This is a genomic window from Cerasicoccus arenae (genome assembly GCF_014651635.1).
Taxonomy (GTDB): Bacteria; Verrucomicrobiota; Verrucomicrobiia; order Opitutales; family Cerasicoccaceae; genus Cerasicoccus; species Cerasicoccus arenae.
The window spans coordinates 106678-127260 of the sequence record NZ_BMXG01000007.1; the positions used below are offsets into that span (position 1 = coordinate 106678).

Sequence of the window (20583 nt, forward strand, 5' to 3'; positions counted from 1 at the left end):
TTCTCCCCTCTAATCAGAGGAGAACATCACGTATTTGATCTTGGCTGCAGCACAGGCATTGAGGACTGCGATGGAGCGCTCATGCAAGGAATCCGGATCAGCAACAATGGTAACAGCTGTCCTCTGACCACCACGATCAGCGGCACCTTTGAGCTTCGAAAGCGTCGAGACAAGCTGTGGCATATCGATGCTCACCTGATTATCCATTGTTAACCCATTCAGGCGAACTTCACCACTAGGCAAAATGTCTACTGTGTTTTCATCCGGCGGGCTCGCGTCTGGGTCAGGTGGCGTCATCGCGGGCAACGTAATGCCGAGGTCGGACTCCTGCGTCAGGTCAGTCGTAACCATGAAGAAGGCCAGCAGGAGGAAGACCACATCGATCATCGGAGTGAGGTCGACGGAATCCTTGGTTTCAAGAAATGAGATCGTCTTGGCCATTATTTCTGCTGAAAGGTTGCGAAAATGACGTCGAGCACACCGTTTTCGGCGCACGTCTTCATTACGTCATTCACGAATTTATGGGGGACGCGGGAGTCGGCGCGGACAAAGACCTTGAAGCCAACAATTTCACTGTTGCCGATGCGAACACGGTCTCCGAGTTCACTCATATCGACCGGAATCATGCCCACATAGACATCTCCAGCTTCATTGATGGAGACTTCCATGCGGCGTCCAAGCTCTTCAGGAACAATGGACTTATCTGCCTCGGGAAGCTCAACTTCGATCTTTTGCGTGATTTCCGCGGCCACCACCATGAAGAAAACGATGAGCAGGAACACCACGTCGATCATCGGCGTGATGTCGAAGTCCTGGTCATCCATCTTGGGCGGGTGCGCTTTCATAGGCGTAAGGTGTCGCGTAGATTATTGACCGTGACGACGGAGGCCGCGGAGCATTTCGAAGAAGACATCGCCAACAAGCTTGGATACGCTGGATGCGATCTTACCGTATTTGTTCTTAAAGAAGAAAAAGAAGAACATGGCCGGAATCGCAACGATCAGACCCGATGCTGTAGTGATGAGCGCTTCGGAGATGTTCGAGGCCAGTCCTTGTGGATTACCCATCCCCTGCTGCTCAATCGACTTAAACGCTTTAACCATACCAGAAACCGTTCCCAACAGACCAACCATCGGGGAAAGTGTGGCGATCAGTGAAAGGTAGTTGATCATCACGAAAGGTCCAGCGAGCTCCTCTGTGGAAGACTCTTCCATGGCTTCCTTGATCGCTTCTGGGTCGAAGTTATCTGGGTCCACGCGGTCGAGACCGGAGTAAATGATGTTCGTAACTACCGATGGGTTTTCGTCGCAAATCTGACGAGCCTTGTCGAACTGCAGGTTGCCCATGACTGGCTTGATTTGCTCTACCAAGTCAGGGCGAAGGAATACCTTTTCGCGGATCATCATGAAGTTATAGATGACCAAGCCAAATGCGCTTGTGGATAGAAACAGCAGCGGATACATCGCGAGGCCGCCTGCTTTGAACATGCCTAGCACATTCATACCACCGTCGCCCGGTGTGGTCTCTGCGGCGGCTTCTTCTGCAGCCGCGTCAGTAGGCTCGGCGTCTTGCGCCCAGACGCTGGACGCGCCTGCGAACAGGGTCAGTCCCAGGGTTAGAAGGAGAATGGTTTTACGGATACTTTGCATTGCGATGATGTTGTTTAGATTTTTGCGAATGAGGGACTAAGCGCCGGGGGCTTCTTCTTTAGGAGCTGGTGGTGGCAGGCGCATCAGCCCACCCTCAGCTTCTTTAGCCCATTTGGATTCCGGGTAGAAAAGCACAATTTCATGATACACCTCCCGGGCAGTGTCGGGGAAGTCGAGATTCTCGTAACACAAGCCAGTGGTGTAAATAAGTTCGGGGGACCAGTTATAGCTAACATCTGTAGCGACCACACCTTTGGCGACTTCTTCCATCGCTGCAGTGTAGTTCAATGTTTCCAGCTCGATCTTGGCCTTGACGAGTTGCGCCAATGAATATGGACGATCTTCAGCCGTAAACTTACCGGCCTTTTCGACAAAAATACCTGCTAATTGATAACGCTCCAGCACCACATTGCAATAGGCACTCCAAAGGGTAGCCAACACTGCTTGTTCGGTGCCCTTGGTCTGTTGGAGACGGTCGTAAAGGAAGAGTGCTTCGTCGAGATTACCCTCTTCACGGAGGTCGTCGGCAAATTCCATAACAAGCTCCAGCATGATCGGATTATCCGAGTCCATCGGGATGCGATTTAGCAATTTAAGCGCATCTTGCTGCTGCCCCATCTCTACCAAACGTGCCACATAATGTAGTGCATGAAGACTGAAAATCGGTGGAGCTTTCTTAAGTGGAATGCGACGAAGCAGCTCCGAGATTTCTTCGTCGTTGCCCTTGCTGTTAACTAAAGCAAAGACATAGCGCTCGATGATCTCGTGGCTGTTAATGTTCTCCGGTGGAACTTCAAAGTACTGAACTAGCGGATAAACCATTGGGCGAAGGACTTCGATTGCTTCCGCATATTCGCCTTTGTTTATCTGTTTGTAGGCAACCCCGACAGAATCCGGGAACTGAATACTCAGCTTCAGGCCTTCAGTGTCGAGTGGCAGACCGACTTCACCAGGGCGATTTTCAAACTTGAGGATCAGGTCGCCGCGATCAACTCCAGTGAGATTAAGCACTTCCTGACTGGCAGGGTCCGTGCTCTGGTTAATCACCTTAACGGGTTTGTTACCGTATTTGCGGAAGTAATCTTCTGCGTTTGCGGCGAGAGCGCTGAGGGTAAGCAGGCAGGCAACTGTAAGAATGCGCTTCATTAGAGTGACTTCCGTTCTTGCTGAATAATGGGATATACTTCCGTGGTCTTGAACATGTCATTTTCCAAGAATTCATCGTATGTGCGGCGTGCATCTTCTTTATTGCCCATGGCTTGAAGGGTTCGGCCACTTTCTAAATATGCCTTGGAGGCCCAGTCAGTGTATGCTGAATAGCCAATATAGACACGTTCGTAACTGGCCAATGCGTGTTTTAGGTCTCCCTCTTCCGCATAGCTCTGTCCTGTCTTATAGAGTGCCTCGGCATGGGCGGGGCCACGCCAGTCACGAGTCGTGCTGACTTGGCGATATTTTTCACGGGCCGATGCGTTGTCACCCATTTTGCGTTTTACGTCTCCCTGACGCAAAACGGCGTCTACACCGTCCTCATGCATTGGGAATTCGCGCTCAGCACGCTCAAAATACTCTAAGGCCTGTTGATTGTTACCCGCTTCCATTTCCAAGTTGCCAAGGGCGACCAGTGCATTAAAGACTTGGTCAGAAGATGGATGGTCTTCCACGACCATCTCAAAGGCGGACCGGGCAGCAGTGGTATCGTATTGCTCGATTTGCTTACCGACCCACACAAGGCTAACTGGGCTGGCGTAGAAGAAATCGTCCTCGGTGAAAACACGGCCTGGATCAACCTTTACGCCCTGTTGAGCCAACGAATACTTAAGTCGAAGAGCCAACGTTTCCTCACCATCCTCACGCGCTTGTTTATAAAGACGGCTGAATGAGTCTTCCGGCGTCTCACTTGGAAATACTGTACTTAGTTCTTGGTATTTAGTTAACCAAGGTTGAATGCTTTCCTGATTTTTAACCAGCCCTTCACGGAAATTCTGATCGTATAGGGCTCGCTTAATTGGCTCTTCGATGAGTGGGTTCTGGCCAAGAAATGTAAAGACTGCCTGCCGATCATCTGCAATGAGTTTGCGGTAGCTTGCATCTGTATTGAGCTTCTGAAGCAATGCGAGATTCTGAGCAATACGCTCCTTGTTCAGGTAATAGCCTTCAGGGTATGCCTTTAGAATATCATCAAGGCCATAGGTATAAGGGTCGTCACCAAATTCGCTGATCGCCGCGAGGTATTCTTTGAGCATTAGCTGCGGCTGGTCATTTAGCTCATAGGCGCGGCCCAAATGGAAGATGGCACCAGTCAGCTCGCCGCGGTCCGCATATTTATCAATAAAGGTACCGTAGACTTGCGCCATTTTCTCGTAATCGCGATTGGTCTCAAGGAGAGCCCCCATGCGGAAATAAGCGTTTTGGATAAACTGAATACTGTCCGTGTATTCCTCAACTTTATTATAGTGGTTGAGCGCTGACTCCACGTTACCAGTGGCCGAATCAACTTCACCAAGAAAGAACTCCACCTCACCACGCTGACTATTTTCAGGGTATTGACGGATGTATGCGTTGAAGTCCCTCTTAGCGCCATCAAAGTCTTCAATACCCATGTAGCAGATGCCGCGACGATAAAGGGAATCTTCCGCATAGGTGCTGCTAGGGTAATCGAGGAGGATCTTATTATAGTTATCCCACGCCTCACCATACTCACTTTTGAGAATTTTCGCGAGACCAATCCAGTAATAGAGACCTGGCGTCATAGGCGAAGTCGGATATTTTTTGTCCCATGCCTCGAATTGGCGAATCATATCATCAAACTGACTGAGTTTGGTGTAGGTATCGCCCATTAAGAAGATAACTGATTTCGCGTAATCCGTGTTCGGACTCTGCTCGACAAAGGACTTAGCTAACTCGAAAAAGTCATAATACTCGCCGCGATTTTTATAATATTCCAACAGCTTGACGATGACGTCGTCGCGGTATTGCACATATTTGGAATTATCCAGATATTGCTCACCCAAGCTAATAACGGCATCGGGTTTATTGATCTTCGTTGCCCCAGTAAAGGCAGCATAAATGTAAGACTCGACGTTCGCGTTATCCGGGTACTCCTCAATAAGGTTCATGTAGGCGTAGAAGGACTCCCAGTCGCGATTCGTCATGAGGTAGTTCCGTGCAATACGGACCTGCAGCTCAGAAGTGTAAGATTTTAGATCCTCCAAACCCTTAATCTGAGCCTTAGTGTTGAAGATCTTGGTCTCCAGCTCAATGGCGCGTTCGTTGTCCTTATCCTTCACCGTTATGCGCAAGCGGTTAAGCTGGCCTTCAAGATCAGTAAGGCGTTCTTTCTGCCATTTAGTGATCTCCTCCACAGTCAGCACCATGCGATACATGAGCATCGCTTCAGTATAACGCTTCTCCTTGGCCAAACGATCACCGGCATCAATTAAAGCAACGTTGAGCTGCAAATTATAGCGTGCCTCGGACTCACCGACTAAAAATCGGAGATATTCGAGCGCGACGTCAAAATGACCTTCCTTAATATTCCCCTCAAGCAATGCCGCAGCAGCCATCGCCTTGTGCTCAGGATTGCGTGTTTCCTTGAGAAATACCGTAAACCAAGGCAACCCGCGCTTCCACTCACGCTTAATATAAAGCGCCTGGGTAAGCTTTTCCAGCACCTCCATCCGCTGCTCATAATTCATGCGCGCCTCCAGCGGTTGCTTCAACATCATCTCATACACGTCCGCTGCCTTTAGGAAGTCTTGAAGCCCACGGTAAGCATCCGCCTCATAAAGGTATCCCTTGATCGCGTTCTTGCCATTGGGAAATTCCCGTTGCATACGCTGCAGCCATTCGACAGCCTTAGTCAGCGATCCCTTGCTTGAAGTGTCTGAATACTCAACCAAATAGCTGATCGCCAAATAGAAGTAAACACTCTCCAGGTTGTCTTTTTGGTCACTGGCTTGGAACCGGGACACTAACTCCTCCATATAGGGGCGCGCACCAACAAAGTCCTTGTTGCCGACCATAGTGTCCGCCGTTTCTAGTAGGTTTGACAAAGTCAGGTTAGTCGCATCCTGCCCCCATGAAAGAGAGCCGAAACCGAGTAATAACCAGAAAAATGAAACCTGAGCAGATCGATGTAAAAATCTCCGCACGATTATTGTCTTAAATGGGGTGTTAACTTGAGGTGTTGAGGCCCTTGAAATGAGCCGAAGGTAAGAAGAACAAAGACTTGTCGGATAATGACAAGCTTTTTTCAAATTTAGATCAATTGATTTGGAATAATGTCACGAACGTCTAGATAGTTACTAAAGAACGCTTTTCGCGATTTCAGAAGTTTTCTAACTATCACTTCAATCGACTAATTCGCGCTAAACTAAACAAATTTCTGCAAGTAATGGTCAAACAACTACCAGTAGCCCTCTCCATTGCCACCAGCGATAGTGGCTGTGGAGCAGGTATCCAGGCTGATCTTCTGACATTTGCGGCCTGTAATGCCTATGGCATCACAGCGCTAGCGGCGCTCACCGCTCAAAACCCTGATGGCGTAACCGAAATTGAGGCCATGTCCCCAGGCTTCCTCCGTGCTCAGCTCGCTCAGCTCGCCGCCTATTATCCCATCAAGGCCGCCAAAACCGGGATGCTCTTTTCCTCTGAATTGATCGAAACCGCCGCTGCATTCATTGCCAAACAGCAAATAGCAGTGGTTGTTGACCCGGTCATGGTCGCCACCAGCGGCGCGCGCTTGCTCAAAGAAGGCGCCATCCATAGCCTGACAACGAAACTACTTCCGCTCGCCACTTTGATTACACCTAACCTTGACGAGGCAGCTGTGTTGCTCGGGCGACGGCCCAATTCCCCAGTCGAAATGCGGGCCTCTGCCCATGAACTCACTGCCCGCTTCGGCACCGCGACATTGCTAAAAGGCGGACATCTGCCAGGCGACGAATTACTGGACATATTGGCACTTACAAGTGGCAAACTGATTGAAATCGCCAGCCCACGCATTCCAGATGTCGATACCCACGGCAGCGGATGCACGCTTTCAGCTGCCATTACGGCTGAACTCGCAAAAGGGCGCGCATTAACGGATGCTGTCCAAACCGCACATGCCTATTTACGACGTGGCCTCGAACGGCCACTCCACGTGGCTGGCCGGGCGTTTATTCGACACTAAACCTAGCGTTTAGGCCGACTGCTACCCATGTCGAAGAAAATTAACGAAAATGCCACGTGATACGGATGTATCAATTGAATTTAATTTATTCACGGATTAGTATTTTCTTTGACATACCCAAAGCCATACGTTGACATGGCAAATGTTCCACCTACGGAATGTCATTGTTAATTATAAAAAGTTATTATTATGAAGAGTAATCTAAACAAAAAATCACGCAGTAAGCATGGTTTCACATTGGTTGAAATCATGATCGTTGTCGTGATCATCGGGCTGCTCGCAGCGATCGCGATCCCCGCGTTCCAGAAAGTGCGGCGGAATAGCCAAGCCACTACGCTCGGAGAAAATTTACAGTCCTTCCGCGACGGACTCTATTTGTATGATATGGAAGAAGGCTCTTTGCCTGCCACAATGGACGCAGACCTCCTCACTTGGATGCCAGAAGCGTGGGGCACCACCCCCCCCATCGAAGGTGCCTACGCCTATGCTGGCACCGGAAACAACGGCGCGATCACTTTCACTCCCGCAGGCGCACTGGATGCTGCCGTTGGCGAGCAGATTGACGATATGCTCGATGATGGCAACTCCGCCACCGGTATCGTGCGCTACGACGCCAACGCGATTACAGTTAACGTTTACGACCCCGACGCTTAAGCTGGCTTAGTAAGACTTAGCAAAAACAACGCGTTTCGGACTGGGGTTTCCTGTAAATGGGCAAACCCCAGTTTCGTTTTCGCCTTCAAGCGGAACGCAACGAATCGTGACCTTGTGCGCCTTGGCGAGCGCATCTTCTTCTTCCGCCGTGCCGCCCCAATGAGACATGGCAAACCCGCCGTGAATCTCTGGACGATCAGCATTCTGGGCGGTAAAGAAGTCAATAAACTCGTCCTTGCTGTCGATCTTGTGCGTGTGCTCCTCGCGGTGAGCCTTAGCGCGAGCCAATAGATTGTCCTGAATTGCGTTTAGACGCTCAACGGCAGTGGCGATAAATTCTGCCCGGCCAACACCCTTCTTTTCACCGGTGTCACGGCGGAAGGCAAAGACGCTATCCTGCGCCATATCCCGCGGCCCGACTTCAAGTATGATTGGCGCGCCCTTCTTGATCCATTCCCAGCGCTTGTCGCCGCCACGGATATCGCGCTTGTCAATCTCGACCTGTAGTGCGCGATTCGCGAAAAGTTGATTTTCCAGCTCGGCCTTGATTTTGGCGCAGTATTCAAGAATAGCACCCGGATCATCTGCCTTATGCAGCACGGGCAGAATGATGACCTGTTTCGGCGCAAGCTTTGGCGGCAGCACGAGGCCGTCGTCGTCAGAGTGCGTCATGATAATCCCACCAACCAAGCGAGTCGAAACGCCCCAAGATGTGGTCCACGCAAATTCCTGTTCGCCCTTTTCATTGAGGAACTTAATCCCGCAGCCCTTCGCAAAATTCTGCCCTAGGAAGTGGCTCGTGCCAGCCTGCAAGGCCTTACGATCCTGCATCATGGCCTCGATGGAATATGTGTGGTCAGCACCGGGGAAACGCTCACCCTCGGTCTTCTCGCCCTTAATAACGGGCATCGCCATCCAGTTTTCGGCAAAATCAGCGTACACTTCGAGCATCTTGCGCGTCTCCTCCATGGCCTCCTCCGAAGTGGCGTGGGCGGTGTGCCCCTCTTGCCAGAGAAATTCCGTAGTCCGCAAAAAGAGGCGTGTGCGCATTTCCCAACGGACAACGTTGGCCCATTGGTTGATGAGGATAGGCAGGTCGCGATAGCTCTGCACCCAATTCGCGTAACTCGCGCCAATGATCGTCTCCGAGGTCGGGCGGACAATCAACGGCTCTTCGAGTGGTGAATCCGGCTTCAACCCGCCCTGCCCGTCATCGACGAGCCGCGAATGCGTGACCACGGCGCACTCCTTGGCAAAGCCTTCTACGTGCTTGGCTTCGCGCTCAAGAAAGCTCTTGGGAATGAACAACGGGAAGTACGCGTTCACGTGCCCCGTCGCCTTAAACATGTCGTCGAGTGCGCGCTGTATGTTTTCCCATAGGGTGTAGCCCCAGGGTTTAATCACCATGCAACCGCGCACGGACGAGTTCTCCGCCATGTCGGCGGCTTTGATCACTTGCTGATACCACTCAGGGTAGTCGTCGGCCCGAGTCGGAGTAATGGCTGTTTTCGCGTTGCCCATAATGAAAACGCGAGCAAATGCGAAATCTCGCAGCTTGCAATCGTCAAAAACAGGAAAATAAGAAGAACCGATTTATCTGATGTATCTCAAATCCCTGATAAACAGTGGCTGAGATGATTAATCATAAAAAACATCTTTTTACAGGAACTCTTTAAAGAGACCCGTGTCATGTTAACAAGGAAGTGTTATTATTTTGTTAGGTCCCGAGAGGGACGTTTTGGGGTAGAAACTAGCGCCGTCCTTTCCATCAGGAAAGGACGGCCATTTTTTTTCTCTCCTCAAATCATCTCGAAACACCGGTTTCACAGGGCGAACAGCCTAGTTCTCAATCCTATAGAACGTATGCCAATTATTCTGTAATTTTAATGAGGATAAAAATATCCTCAGAGATATAAGCCTAACTCTGCCGCTGGCATGATGACTGGTGGGCAGGTCAATTTCTTTGAGAATATGACATCTTCGCTTTTTGACATTTATAGTATGTTTTGGTCGAATAAATATAATGATTCTGGACATAGCAATCTAGCAGAATTCCTCGATATGCACAGACGTCACAGTAACCCATCGCTACGAGTTACTTGAGAAAATGTCGTCTCCACCATCGACAATATGCTTTAGGCATCGAGCAATCCGTTAGTAAGATATTGAATGCATTTAGATGGCCATATCCATATCGTCGGCCTCTGCGCCTACGTGAGAAAATCCCGCACCGTGCAAGCGGTCTCTCCCGTGATTGAAAATTTCCACATTCCCTCGTTGGCAAACGGCCCTGCCCTGCCTTTACTGTGGCGATGGAATTGCAATCCACTACTGGCCGAGGCTTTCAAGGCACGCTGCACGTAACGATTACGGCGGAGCAATTTCCCGCGATCACGCGGCATTGCCTGGGCGACCCCGAATTCCAGCAGCTCATTGCTGATAACCTCGAACGTGTCGTGGAAGAATACCTGAACGCGGCCGAAATCCAAGTAGCAGCCACCAAGGACTAATCTTATGCCCCGTAAATACTGGCTAATGAAAACCGAACCGGACGTATTTTCGTTCGACGACTTAAAAGACCGCCCACACCAGACGGAACCCTGGGATGGCATTCGCAACTATCAGGCGCGCAACTATATGCGCGATGAAATGAAGATCGGCGACCGCATCCTCTTCTACCATTCCCGCTGCGATCCACCCGGCATTGTTGGCGTGGCTGAGGTTGTCGGTGAAGCCGTTCCCGACCCATCAGCCTGGGACCCGAAAAGTAATTACTACGACGAAAAAGCTTCGCCCGAAAACCCGCGCTGGTGCATGGTTTCCGTGCGCTATTTTGAGACATTTCCGCGGCTGGTCAGCCTGGAAGAGCTCAAGGCCGATCCCAAGCTTTCCGAAATGCGCGTTGTTCAACGCGGTAACCGCCTCTCCATCATGCCCGTAACGAAGGAGGAGTTTGATTACGTCATTAAAATGTCCCGCAAATCGTGAACCGCCCAACCTTTCTTGCCCCAAACGCCATTGCGCCTGCTCAGGAGTTGCTCGATTCATTTCTGGATGCGCAACTGAAACAAGGCGTGCCCTTCGAACCCGGTCAATTCATCCAGTTGGCTTGGATGTGGCTTAAAGTTGGCGGCTCTCAGGAAGCACCCGTCATCATGGCTCCGATCATCGGCATTGCGCCCATGACGTTTGCCCCGGACTGCTCCGATGCACTGAACCTTATCTTCCTTCAACGATACGTCTGCGACAGCTTTCAGGCGGGTTTCCAGATCTGCGATGCCCGTCAGAGCATCATCGTGATGAAGGACATCGAGAATTGCAAAGAACTGCACATGGCACGCGCTCCCAATGAGTCACCTCACGCCTCGGGATGGTTCCTCGGGGCCGCAGACAGTGCGCTGGACGCCGAAAAACCGGACAGCTTGGAACTCAAGAGCCTGTGGGACGTTGCCTGCCTTTTCCCGCAAATCCTCGACTTCTTCCTGCTGCCGGATGGCTGGCAGGTCGTGTTTAAAGACAGACCCATCGTTTTGCACGACTACGAGCCCGCAAACGCCGTCCCTGAGTCCTATTTTGCCCGTAAGTACCTCGCCTAATCGAGAGGGGCGGCATTTGAATCCGGTCGAAATCTGTCGAAACACGGTTTTTGAAACGGCGTTATCAGATTCAAGACTGATACTTTAATGCCCGTTTTCAGCTCAGTTGAGCCTCAAAAAGAGCATTAAAGTATCAGTTTTGCCCCTTCCCCCCCCTAAAGGGTGAGTAGAAGACTGAACCAAGTTGACGCACCCTTAATGCTCGGGTGCTTCGTTAATGCTCGGGTGCTTCGTCAATATTCGTCGGCGCGAGTGAGTCCTCAGGTTCGCGGACGGAGTCAATCAGGGCTTGAATGTGCGGGCCAGGTCGCTCGCAGAAAGGTGCTAATCCGAGCGCCACCGCGAAGTTGATCAGCATCCCGATGCAGCCAATCGCCTCAGGCTTGATTCCCTTTTCGGTTAGGCCAAATAGCGTCCATTCCGGCATGCCGAAGTAGACTGTGCCAATGATGTAGAACAGCGTCACGCCTAGCCCTGAGAGCATCCCAAAGACCGCTGGAGTCGTACCCACGCGTCGATTGAAGATGCCCAGAATGATGATTGGGAAGAAGCTCGCCGCCGCCAAACCAAAGGCAAAAGCAACCACCTTGGCCACAAATCCGGGCGGATAAATCCCAAAGATACCGGCCACCACAACCGCCAATCCAATAATGCCTCGACCGATCGCTAAACGTTGTTTATCAGAGGCTTTCGGGTTCAGAATACGGTAATAAAGATCATGCGCGACCGAGGACGAAATCACGAGTAACAGACCACTAGCCGTGGACAACGCTGCCGCCAACCCCCCCGCGGCCACAAAGGCAATGATCCAGTTCGACAAGCTCGCCATCTCAGGCGTCGCCAGCACAATAATATCTTTATCCGGCCCACTCAGGCCCTTGTCGCGAAGAATAGTGCGGCCGTCCATGCCCTTAGGCGTAGCGGTGTCCTTGGTGTCGAGCCACAACTGATGCTGCTGCACAATCGAGCCGAAGTCATCCGCACTCAGGGTGCCTTGGCGGAAGATTTCATTGTCGGCGTTGTTGGAGAAATGGAGCTTACCGTCGCCCCCATCGAGCCAGAGAATGAGGCCGGTTTTCTTCCAGTTATTGAACCACTCAGGGATCTCTTCCTGGCTCGCGCCATTGAGCGTATTGATCATGTAGTAGCGCGCAAAGCCAGCCAATGCCGGGGCGGTCAGGTAGAGGCCAGAGATGAAAAGTAACGCCCAGAATGCGCTCCAACGCGCTGCCGCCGGCGACTTAACCGTGTAGAAGCGCACGATAACATGGGGGAGGCCTGCCGTGCCAGCCATCAACGCCAGAGTCACCATGAAGACGTTGAGCTTGTCCCATCCACCTTGGAAGGGCTCAGTATAGCTTGTGAAACCCAGCTCCTTGTGGATGCCATCTAGCTTATCAAGGAGCATCATGCCCGAGCCGACAATTTCCGAGCCCAAGCCAACTTGAGGGATCGCACTGCCGGTCAACTGGATCGAGATCGCAATCGATGGGACAAGAAAGGCCGTGATCAGCACCCAGAACTGCGCGACCTGTGTCCAGGTGATCCCCTTCATTCCGCCAAGGGTCGAATAGATAAAGACAATCACCATGCCGATAATCACACCGACGTTAACGTCAACTTCCAGAAAACGGCTAAAAACCACGCCCACACCGCGCATCTGTCCGGCAACATAGGTAAAGCTGACAAATAACGCGCAAACCACTGCTACCACACGAGCAGGATTGGCGAGGATGCGCTGAATCACAGTATTTTGAGCGCCTTGGGAGCGCTTCGTGCCGAAACGGTCGCCCACAAAGTCAGGCACCGTGTAATGACCGAATTTGCGCAAATACGGCGCGATGAGCAGCGCTAGTAGCACGTAGCCACCGGTCCAACCCATTAGGTATACTCCGCCCGAATAGCCCATGGTGGAGATCAGGCCTGCCATCGAGATAAACGAAGCGGCGGACATCCAGTCGGCGGCGGTCGCCATGCCGTTGGCAGCAGCGGGGACGCCCTGCCCTGCTACATAAAAACCCTTGGTGTCGGCTACGCGCGCCCACCAGGCGATCCCTAGATACAGGGTGAAACTCAGGCCGACGAAAAGATAGGTCCAGGCTAGAACACTCACGCTGACGGCCCTTCCTGGTTAAACTGTTGCATCTCGCGCTTGTGCTTGCTGTCCAGACGATTCATCAGGATGGCATAAACGAGGATCAGAACGACAAAAACCATGACCGAGCCTTGTTGCGCAAACCAGAACCCGAGGGGGTAACCCGAACCGAACAGGTGGACGTCGTGCAACTTGTCCGCAAATAGAATTCCGGCTCCAAAGCTCACCGCCGCCCAAATGGACAGCAGGCTGATCGTTATCGTTAAATTGGACCGCCAATATCGGCTAACCAATGCTTCTTTAGTAGGGGCGTCTTGAGGCACGCGCGCTGTTATCAGGTGATAGCGCGTCTAGCGCAAGCAATATTTATTAAGGCAAGGAGTGATACTTATATTTTGCAGACATTTAGAGCGTCACCGAGTAAATGCATACACGAACACATTCACACCGAGTTGGGTGTAAAAGCGGTGTGCGTAGTCACTGATCTCAGGCGTGTAGTAGTAGCGGAATACTCGCCAGTCCCCACCAGGCTCCTGCACCCAAGCGGGCATGGCCTCTTCTTGCGTGTAAATAACGTCTTGGCGACCATCCTCCCGCACAACCTCGAAACGCGTGCCAGTGTAGGCAGCTTCGGAGAGACGTTCAGAGAGCCCCTCCGCTCCCTCCCGAATACGAAAGCCGATGAACGTAGTCCATTGATCGAGTTCATTCTGACCCCATCCCATGGCAAGTATTGGCATGCACAGCACAGCGAGGCGATCATTGACCATCAAGCCCATCGCGGAATACGTCCCTTGTGGCCACTTCTCGTTGACCACGAAATCACGCACCGTCTCTGGCAACACCGCTGCATCAGGTAGGCCAGCGTGAAAGGCGCGAAAGAGTGAGTGATCACGCGGCAAAGCACGAAAGCGATCCCCAGGATACATATCCCGGAAAACAGCTTCGACCTCTGGACTCACACGCCATTCAGCAAAACTATGGCTTTGACTATAGGCTGGGTTCGACTCGCGAAGGAAGTCTGCGTTGATACCAGCATCAATGTAGAGAAAACCGCCGCGGTCGAGGAAGCCCTTCAAGTTTTTCTTCTCCGCATCAGTTAGCTCCCAATCCTTACGGTCACCAAAATTAACGTAGCAAACTGGGTGCTCCAGTAACTTTGGATCGTCAAAGCCCTCGATAAAGACGGGGTCCAGATCAATGTCGAAACTGGTCGAATCGTTGATTGTCTCAATGAGGGTCGGCAGCGCGTCTGGGTAGTTACGCTGTAGAATCGGCCCCTGCACAAGCTGGGTAACCGAGAATCCTGACAACTGTGGCACCTTCACCGTGGCAAAAAGCGGAGCGGCCAAGGAAACGACTAGAGCGAAAAATAGGGTGCGAGAAATGCGCATGAACTAAGATGAGTAAACTATAACTAGCGCGACTGAACGCGACTTTTTTTTGAAATCATGGCATTTATGACAGCACTGCCGCCCGGATGTCTCCAAACGTTTTTGCTCAGATCTGGCTACTGAATCTCAAGCGAAAACGGCAAGCGGGCATAGACATTCCGCGGGTCGTTAAACGAACGCAGCGACGCAAGATCACGCTGGAGACGACGCACGGTCGCGGAAACAAGATCGTCGCTTGGCGCTTTGACGACAGGCGCAGCCCCTGGAGCCTGCTGCATTACTTCCACAATCGATTCCGCCAACGTGCGTGGCTCGGGCATTTGGGTAACCATCCAATCATCCTGCACTCCGGCGGCTGTGACCGCGAATTTTATCGCGTCAGTGAGCCCACCGATTTGATCGACGAGACCAACCTTCAAGGCATCTGCACCGCTCCAAACACGCCCCTGAGCGATCGTTTGCACCTCCTCCAGTGGCAGGCCGCGGCCTTCTGCCACTTTGTTGATGAACTCGTCGTAGATGTGGTCAGTGAATTGCTGGATCAGTGCCATTTCACTTTCAGTTTTTGGCCGAGAAACCGTGAACAAATCGGCGTATTGGCTGGTTTTTACCCCATCAAAGGTCACACCATGCTCATTCGCCAACTCCTTTAAATTAGGCACGAGTCCGAAGACGCCAATTGAGCCGGTAATGGTCGCTGGATCGGCGAAAATCTGGTCGGAATAAACTGAGATCCAATAACCGCCGCTTGCCGCCATAGAACCCATGGAGACGACGACAGGCTTCTCCTTGCGCGCTTCGCGGACTTCACGCTGGATCAGCTCAGAAGCGACTGCGCTGCCTCCCGGGCTATTCACACGCAATACGATCGCGGCGACATCGTCATCTAAACGCAGTTGGCGAATCCAGCGTGACAGGCGATCTCCGCCGATTTGGTCTGAATACCCTTCGCCATCGACAATTTCGCCTTCGGCGTAAATAACTGCAATTTGCGGGCTAGAGGGCCAAATGGGTGCACCTTCAGCCCGAAATCCATGACGTCTTATGTAGTCGCTTAGGGCGATTTGGCGGAAGGAATTCAGCTCTTCATCAACCTCATATTTCTCTTTCAGCTCCTCGATGACTTGGTCGAAATAAGCAACCTGATCCACCAACCCGATTTCCTTCGCTTTGGCCCCGATGAAAAAGCCTTGTTCATTGCTTTGCTGAAGTAGTTCAGAACGGCTGGCACCACGAGCTGAGGCAATATCGGTGATAATCTCTTGCCAGAGGTCCTCGATGAGCGCGGTCAATTGCTCGCGATCCGCCGGGCTCATGGCGTTGCCCGTAAACATCTCCACCGCTGACTTGTATTTGCCAACTTTAGTGGCCTGAACGCCGATACCATATTTCTTAAATGCATCGCCCAAATAGATGCCCTCTGCGGCAATTCCATTAAGGCTAATCAGGCCGAAGGGGTTCATGTAAACTCGGTCGGCGATGGACATTAGGTAATAGTCCTTCATGCTGGGATCAACCATATAGGCATAAATCGGCTTACCAGATTTCTTAAATTTTTCCAGCGCCTCGCGCACCTCTGAAATCACTGCCAGCCCCGAACCATGACCCACCGGCAATAGGGTGCCGTGGATAAATATCGCGTCAATCCGATCATCATTCTCCGCCTGTTCCAGCGCATCAATCAGCTCCAGTAGGTAGTAATTGGGGATGTGGCTACCATCAATTGCTTGGTTAATGGCCTCATTGAGCGTTTCTTGCTTCGGGGCATCACTGATATTGGCCCAAAGCTCCACAACAAGCACCGTGTGATCCTCAATATCCACTGGTTGCGAAGAGCCGCCTATCATGACCATCACGAGGAAAGCCAGCCCGCCCAGTATCAGCGTTGAGACGATAATCGACTGTGCAACCAAGTTGCCGAGGACTATTTTAAAAAATTCTTTCATAATGAGTTTACTGATAAGTATGACCTCAGAATCAATTTGGCAACTCCCTTGGCTACGTTTCTGTATCGCTAAGATTACCGATTGATTGCTGGGCGCAGATCCTGCTAATGTCGGACAAATGAAGAACCCAGAGCTGCCTACTAACGAACTAACCACCAACCGCAAAGCACTGCTGGTTAATCTAGACCAGGATGTCTATGGAACCTTTGCCGAGATCGGTGCCGGGCAGGAGGTGGCCCGCCATTTCTTCAAGGTAGGTGGCGCTGCAGGTACTATTGCAAAAAGTATGTCGGCCTACGACATGAAATTTAGCGACTCGATTTACGGTAAGGCCGCGCGTTACGTTTCTCGCGAGCGCCTGGTCCAAATGCTTGATCACGAGTATGATCTACTCCTTCAGCGACTGGGCGAGACGAGAGGCAAAGAAACCACGTTTTTCGTCTATTCCAACACCGTAGCCACCGCAAGTTTCACCAATAACAAGCCGGGGCACGGCTGGATGGGTATGCGTTTCCAAATCGAGCCCGGTGGCCCGCCCCACGACATCCTCGTCCACGCCCGCATGCTTGAAAAGACCGCCCAGCTCCAACAGGAGGCCATGGGCATCTTTGGCGTCAATTTCATTTGGGCTGCGCTCGTTTACCACAACGATCTAGACCGCTTCATCCCTTCCCTGCTCGATCATCTCGAAGACGAACGCATCGAGGTTGATATGCTTGAGTTTATTGGGCCACACTTTGAGCAGATCGAAAACCGTATTGTCGGGCTCAAACTCGTAGAAAACGGCCTGACCAATGCCGTGCTTTTCAATACCGAAGGCGGCTTCATGCTACCAATGGAGGCGTTCTACAAAAAAGCTATCCTCGCTGAACGCGGCTCTTTTCGCCCCGTAACACACGTCAATGTGGACATGATTACCTGCGCTGGTTCTCAGTTTGTTCAAGAAGAAGCCGTTATGGACGAAAGCGTGATGCCACTCTTCGAAATCACAATGAAGAACCTGTTGGCCGGCGGTCACGACATTGATTACAAGGACTTCCTCGCCCGGGTTGATACCATCAATACGCTAGGCTACCCCGTGCTCGTTTCCAACTACCAAGAGTATTATCGCCTGTCAGCTTATTTCCGTCGATACACCGATCGCATGGTCGGCCTTGTGCTTGGAATCAACCACCTGCAAGCCATCTTTAACGAGGAATATTATCAACACCTTGATGGTGGCATTCTGGAGTCCTTTGGCCGCTTGTTTAAGGAAAAGGTCAAGCTTTTCGTCTACCCGATGAAGGGCACAGGCTATCACGCTTATCTGGCAGGCAGTGGCGATAAATTACGCGAAACGTCGGCAGGCTTTGAGAGTAAAATGCTTATCACTGCTGACAACCTGCGCGTCAAGAATCACCTACGCCACCTCTACGCCTACCTGCTGGAAAACCATTATCTAGTCCCCGTTCTCGGCGCGAATCCGGACATCCTCGACATTTTCTCGCGCGACATCATTCGCCAGATTCTCGATGGAGAAGACAATTGGGAAAAGGCCGTCCCCGAGCCAGTGGCCAAAAAGATTAAGGAAGACGGTCTTTGGGGAACGAAGACGATTGCTGCTCCAGCAGAATAGCCAAAAAAAATCAACGAGCGTTATCAGCGCAAACATTCGTTGAATAGGTTAACTGAAACCACCGATATTCATACGGGAAAATCAAATGCGGATATGCAATTCTCGCCTCCGCGAGATCACTGATTCTACCAACTTATAGCGATTCGCGGTTTCCTCTATCCTAACTCCGTTTTGTATGTACCAACAGGCTTCTTTCCTTCGATTACTCACTGGGTTCATTCTGCTTACAGGATGCACCGCTTCTGCCAGTAGCAACCTCATCATCAATGGAGCGATGACGGATTGGGATGCGGAGATGCCGACCGCGTGGACGAGCCAAATCACTCAGAAACTTGAAAAAGTAAAGGGCCCCACTCCAGAAAACCAAGCGCTACAGGTCGAAGTCAGCACTGCATATCCTTTGGAGCATGGGAGCATTTCTCAAGCATTCGCCATCAAGCCGCAGACTCGCTACCGTATCTCGGGGCAAATTAAGGGCACCCCTGGCATGGGCTACCTTCAGATTGCCCTCCAAAAAGACAGCGAACCGTTCTCTCGTTTGCAATCCAAACGCAACGCGGGAGACGACTGGACGCCAATCGAACTGACATTCCATACCGCAGACTGCAATAGCGCGGAGGCAATCCTGCGGTGGGAGCAAGAAACGGATTATCTCGGTAAGCGAGTTGCATTTGCCGATCTCACCGTCGAAGAGCTCGGGCCACTTGTTTATGAGGGTGAGGAAGTCGCTCCGAGAGCCGTAGCCACATTTAACTCGATCGGTCTTTATTGGAAGCCGAATGGCGGCACCGCCACGCGCAGCGTCTCCGTAAACTATCGTAAAAAAGGCACTGACACTTGGGCTGAGGCAATGCCGCTCTGGTTCGACAGCAACGAGCATCCCGAGGAGGAAGCTGAACACACAGCCGAGTACCGGGGAAGTATCGTTTATCTCGATTCCGGCACGGAGTATGAGATCAAGCTCGCTCTTGAAAATGGGCCAACGCGCGTCATTACCGCGACAACTCGATCTGACGACTTTAAGATCATTCGAAAGGTCACACTACCAACTACTTATACAAAGAAATATGAGATATTTGAAGGAGGCAGCGCCGAGGAGGGTTATGTGCTCTACGAGCCTGCCGAAGGAGCCAAAGCCGTTTGGGATGGTGGCGGTCTCATTGAGCAGAATCTGGAAATCAAGGCCTCCTATGTTATTGTTCGCGGTCTCACCCTCACCAACGCTCGAACAAACGGTATCTACCTGGATAATGTGCGCGATGTGATCATCGACAACTGCGACATTAGCGGATGGGGGGAAACTCGCGCCAATGGACAGGCTGACAACTTGAATGCGGCCATTTATTCACGTTCGCCTATGATCGAGCGGATTGTGATCCAAAATTGTGATCTTCATCACCCGAGAAGCGACAGTAACTCTTGGAATCAAGAGCGCCCTGGCACAAAGAGCAAACACCCGCAGGGGCCACAGGGCATCGTATTCTACGGAGGAAAAGGCGGACACGTGATTCGGAACAACCGCATCTACTCGGACATGGAGCACATGTTCAACGACGGTATGGGCGAGGTCCATAACTTCAGCTATAAGGGGTTTCCCGTTTGTGACAGCGACATCTACGACAACTTCATTTCCCACTGCTGGGACGACGCCCTCGAAATCGAAGGCGCAGACATGAATGTCCGGGTCTGGAACAACTACATAGACATGACCTACGGAGCCATCGGTGCCGCGGTCCCCACGCTCGGCCCCGTCTATTTCTTCCGCAATGTTTATGCCGTATCTCGCAAGCATGAAGGGACCTCGGCTAATGACTTAACGGGCCACTATCTCGTGAAAATCGGCAACGAAAACGCTCAACTGTCGAGGGGGAAGATGTACATCTTTCACAATACGTCCCTCCAGCCTGCTCCATTTGACGGCTCAAATATGCCAAGCAGTGGCGCTCAAGCAGGCATCGCCTACACCTCCCCCAAAAAGAAACAGGAGAACATCACTTCACGAAACAACATTTTCCATATGCGCCGCCCGACGAATTGGTCCATTAAGAATCCTCAGAAAACAACCAGTAACGATTTTGATTACGATTTGTATGACGGCAGAACGGCGTTCAAGGATGGCTCGGAGGCGAATGGAGTAGAAGCATCCCCACAATTCGTGTATGCGCCAGATGGACGCCTGTGGCTATCCCCTGGCACACCAGGCCATGACGCCGGTGAGCGTCTGCCAAATTTCAACGACCGCTTTGTTGGAAGTGCCCCAGATATGGGAGCGATTGAGCAAGGCAGCCCAGAGCCAAAACCAGCCACTTGGCCAAAATTCCCGGCTCCTGTTTCATCTAATTAGGGTAATGACCTTGCGGCAAGAATTAGGGAAAAATTAGAAAAAAGTGCCTCGGTGGTTGTCAGGATATTGGTTTAAGTTAGACTAATCCTTCCTAACATTTTACCTGAACAGGCC

At 51.6% G+C, this 20583-nt stretch carries 17 protein-coding genes; 7 read left to right on the forward strand and 10 right to left on the reverse strand.

From position 1 onward, the window contains the following. Positions 1-9: 9 nt before the first annotated feature. The 5 genes from IE065_RS07300 to IE065_RS07320 are packed head-to-tail and all read right to left on the reverse strand — an operon-like array spanning position 10 to position 5704. Positions 10-441, reverse strand: coding sequence for an ExbD/TolR family protein (locus IE065_RS07300; protein WP_189513416.1), 432 nt, complete (start codon positions 439-441; stop codon positions 10-12). Continuing rightward, positions 441-845 (reverse strand): ExbD/TolR family protein, encoded by a 405-nt coding sequence (locus IE065_RS07305; RefSeq protein ID WP_189513418.1) that lies wholly within the window; start codon positions 843-845, stop codon positions 441-443. Before IE065_RS07305 ends, IE065_RS07300 begins: the two co-directional genes overlap by 1 nt. Positions 846-866: 21 nt before the next feature. Next, positions 867-1649: a MotA/TolQ/ExbB proton channel family protein gene (locus IE065_RS07310; protein ID WP_189513420.1), complete on the reverse strand. Its 783-nt coding sequence runs from the start codon at positions 1647-1649 to the stop codon at positions 867-869. A gap of 36 nt (positions 1650-1685) precedes the next feature. Beyond that, positions 1686-2795, reverse strand: coding sequence for a tetratricopeptide repeat protein (locus IE065_RS07315; RefSeq protein WP_189513422.1), 1110 nt, complete (start codon positions 2793-2795; stop codon positions 1686-1688). Continuing rightward, positions 2795-5704: a tetratricopeptide repeat protein gene (locus tag IE065_RS07320; protein ID WP_189513424.1), complete on the reverse strand. Its 2910-nt coding sequence runs from the start codon at positions 5702-5704 to the stop codon at positions 2795-2797. The genes IE065_RS07315 and IE065_RS07320 overlap by 1 nt, the downstream gene beginning before the upstream one ends. 341 nt (positions 5705-6045) lie before the next feature. On the opposite strand from IE065_RS07320, the gene thiD reads away from it, so the two are divergent. Continuing rightward, a complete protein-coding gene (gene thiD / locus IE065_RS07325; protein ID WP_189513426.1) occupies positions 6046-6825 on the forward strand; it encodes a bifunctional hydroxymethylpyrimidine kinase/phosphomethylpyrimidine kinase in 780 nt (259 codons plus the stop codon). A gap of 189 nt (positions 6826-7014) precedes the next feature. After that, entirely contained in the window at positions 7015-7479 is a 465-nt protein-coding gene (locus tag IE065_RS18260; RefSeq protein WP_200163127.1) for a prepilin-type N-terminal cleavage/methylation domain-containing protein, read from the forward strand. 6 nt (positions 7480-7485) lie between these two features. On the opposite strand, the gene proS is transcribed toward IE065_RS18260, so the two are convergent. Beyond that, positions 7486-9000 (reverse strand): proline--tRNA ligase, encoded by a 1515-nt coding sequence (gene proS, locus IE065_RS07335; RefSeq protein WP_189513428.1) that lies wholly within the window; start codon positions 8998-9000, stop codon positions 7486-7488. Between the two features lie 791 nt (positions 9001-9791). Between proS and IE065_RS07340 the strand changes: the two genes are divergently transcribed. The 3 genes from IE065_RS07340 to IE065_RS07350 are packed head-to-tail and all read left to right on the forward strand — an operon-like array spanning position 9792 to position 11075. Continuing rightward, on the forward strand, positions 9792-9989 hold the full coding sequence (locus IE065_RS07340) for a hypothetical protein (protein ID WP_189513430.1): 198 nt from the start codon (positions 9792-9794) through the stop codon (positions 9987-9989). Positions 9990-9993: 4 nt separating this feature from the next. Next, a complete protein-coding gene (locus tag IE065_RS07345; RefSeq protein ID WP_189513432.1) occupies positions 9994-10467 on the forward strand; it encodes an EVE domain-containing protein in 474 nt (157 codons plus the stop codon). Further along, on the forward strand, positions 10464-11075 hold the full coding sequence (locus tag IE065_RS07350) for an immunity protein Imm33 domain-containing protein (protein WP_189513434.1): 612 nt from the start codon (positions 10464-10466) through the stop codon (positions 11073-11075). The genes IE065_RS07345 and IE065_RS07350 overlap by 4 nt, the downstream gene beginning before the upstream one ends. A gap of 214 nt (positions 11076-11289) precedes the next feature. On the opposite strand, the gene IE065_RS07355 is transcribed toward IE065_RS07350, so the two are convergent. The 4 genes from IE065_RS07355 to sppA all read right to left on the reverse strand — a co-directional run bounded on the left by IE065_RS07355 (position 11290) and on the right by sppA (position 16510). Beyond that, complete coding sequence (locus tag IE065_RS07355) at positions 11290-13188, reverse strand: sodium:solute symporter family protein (protein WP_189513436.1); 1899 nt, start codon at positions 13186-13188, stop codon at positions 11290-11292. Beyond that, on the reverse strand, positions 13185-13493 hold the full coding sequence (locus IE065_RS07360; protein WP_189513438.1) for a DUF4212 domain-containing protein: 309 nt from the start codon (positions 13491-13493) through the stop codon (positions 13185-13187). Before IE065_RS07360 ends, IE065_RS07355 begins: the two co-directional genes overlap by 4 nt. Positions 13494-13583: 90 nt before the next feature. Then, positions 13584-14564, reverse strand: coding sequence for a DUF4159 domain-containing protein (locus tag IE065_RS07365; protein WP_189513440.1), 981 nt, complete (start codon positions 14562-14564; stop codon positions 13584-13586). Positions 14565-14680: 116 nt separating this feature from the next. Next, complete coding sequence (gene sppA / locus IE065_RS07370) at positions 14681-16510, reverse strand: signal peptide peptidase SppA (protein WP_189513442.1); 1830 nt, start codon at positions 16508-16510, stop codon at positions 14681-14683. Between the two features lie 118 nt (positions 16511-16628). Between sppA and IE065_RS07375 the strand changes: the two genes are divergently transcribed. After that, on the forward strand, positions 16629-18125 hold the full coding sequence (locus IE065_RS07375) for a TonB-dependent receptor (RefSeq protein WP_189513444.1): 1497 nt from the start codon (positions 16629-16631) through the stop codon (positions 18123-18125). A gap of 175 nt (positions 18126-18300) precedes the next feature. After that, a complete protein-coding gene (locus IE065_RS07380; RefSeq protein WP_189513445.1) occupies positions 18301-20469 on the forward strand; it encodes a right-handed parallel beta-helix repeat-containing protein in 2169 nt (722 codons plus the stop codon). The last annotated feature ends 114 nt before the right edge of the window (positions 20470-20583 follow it).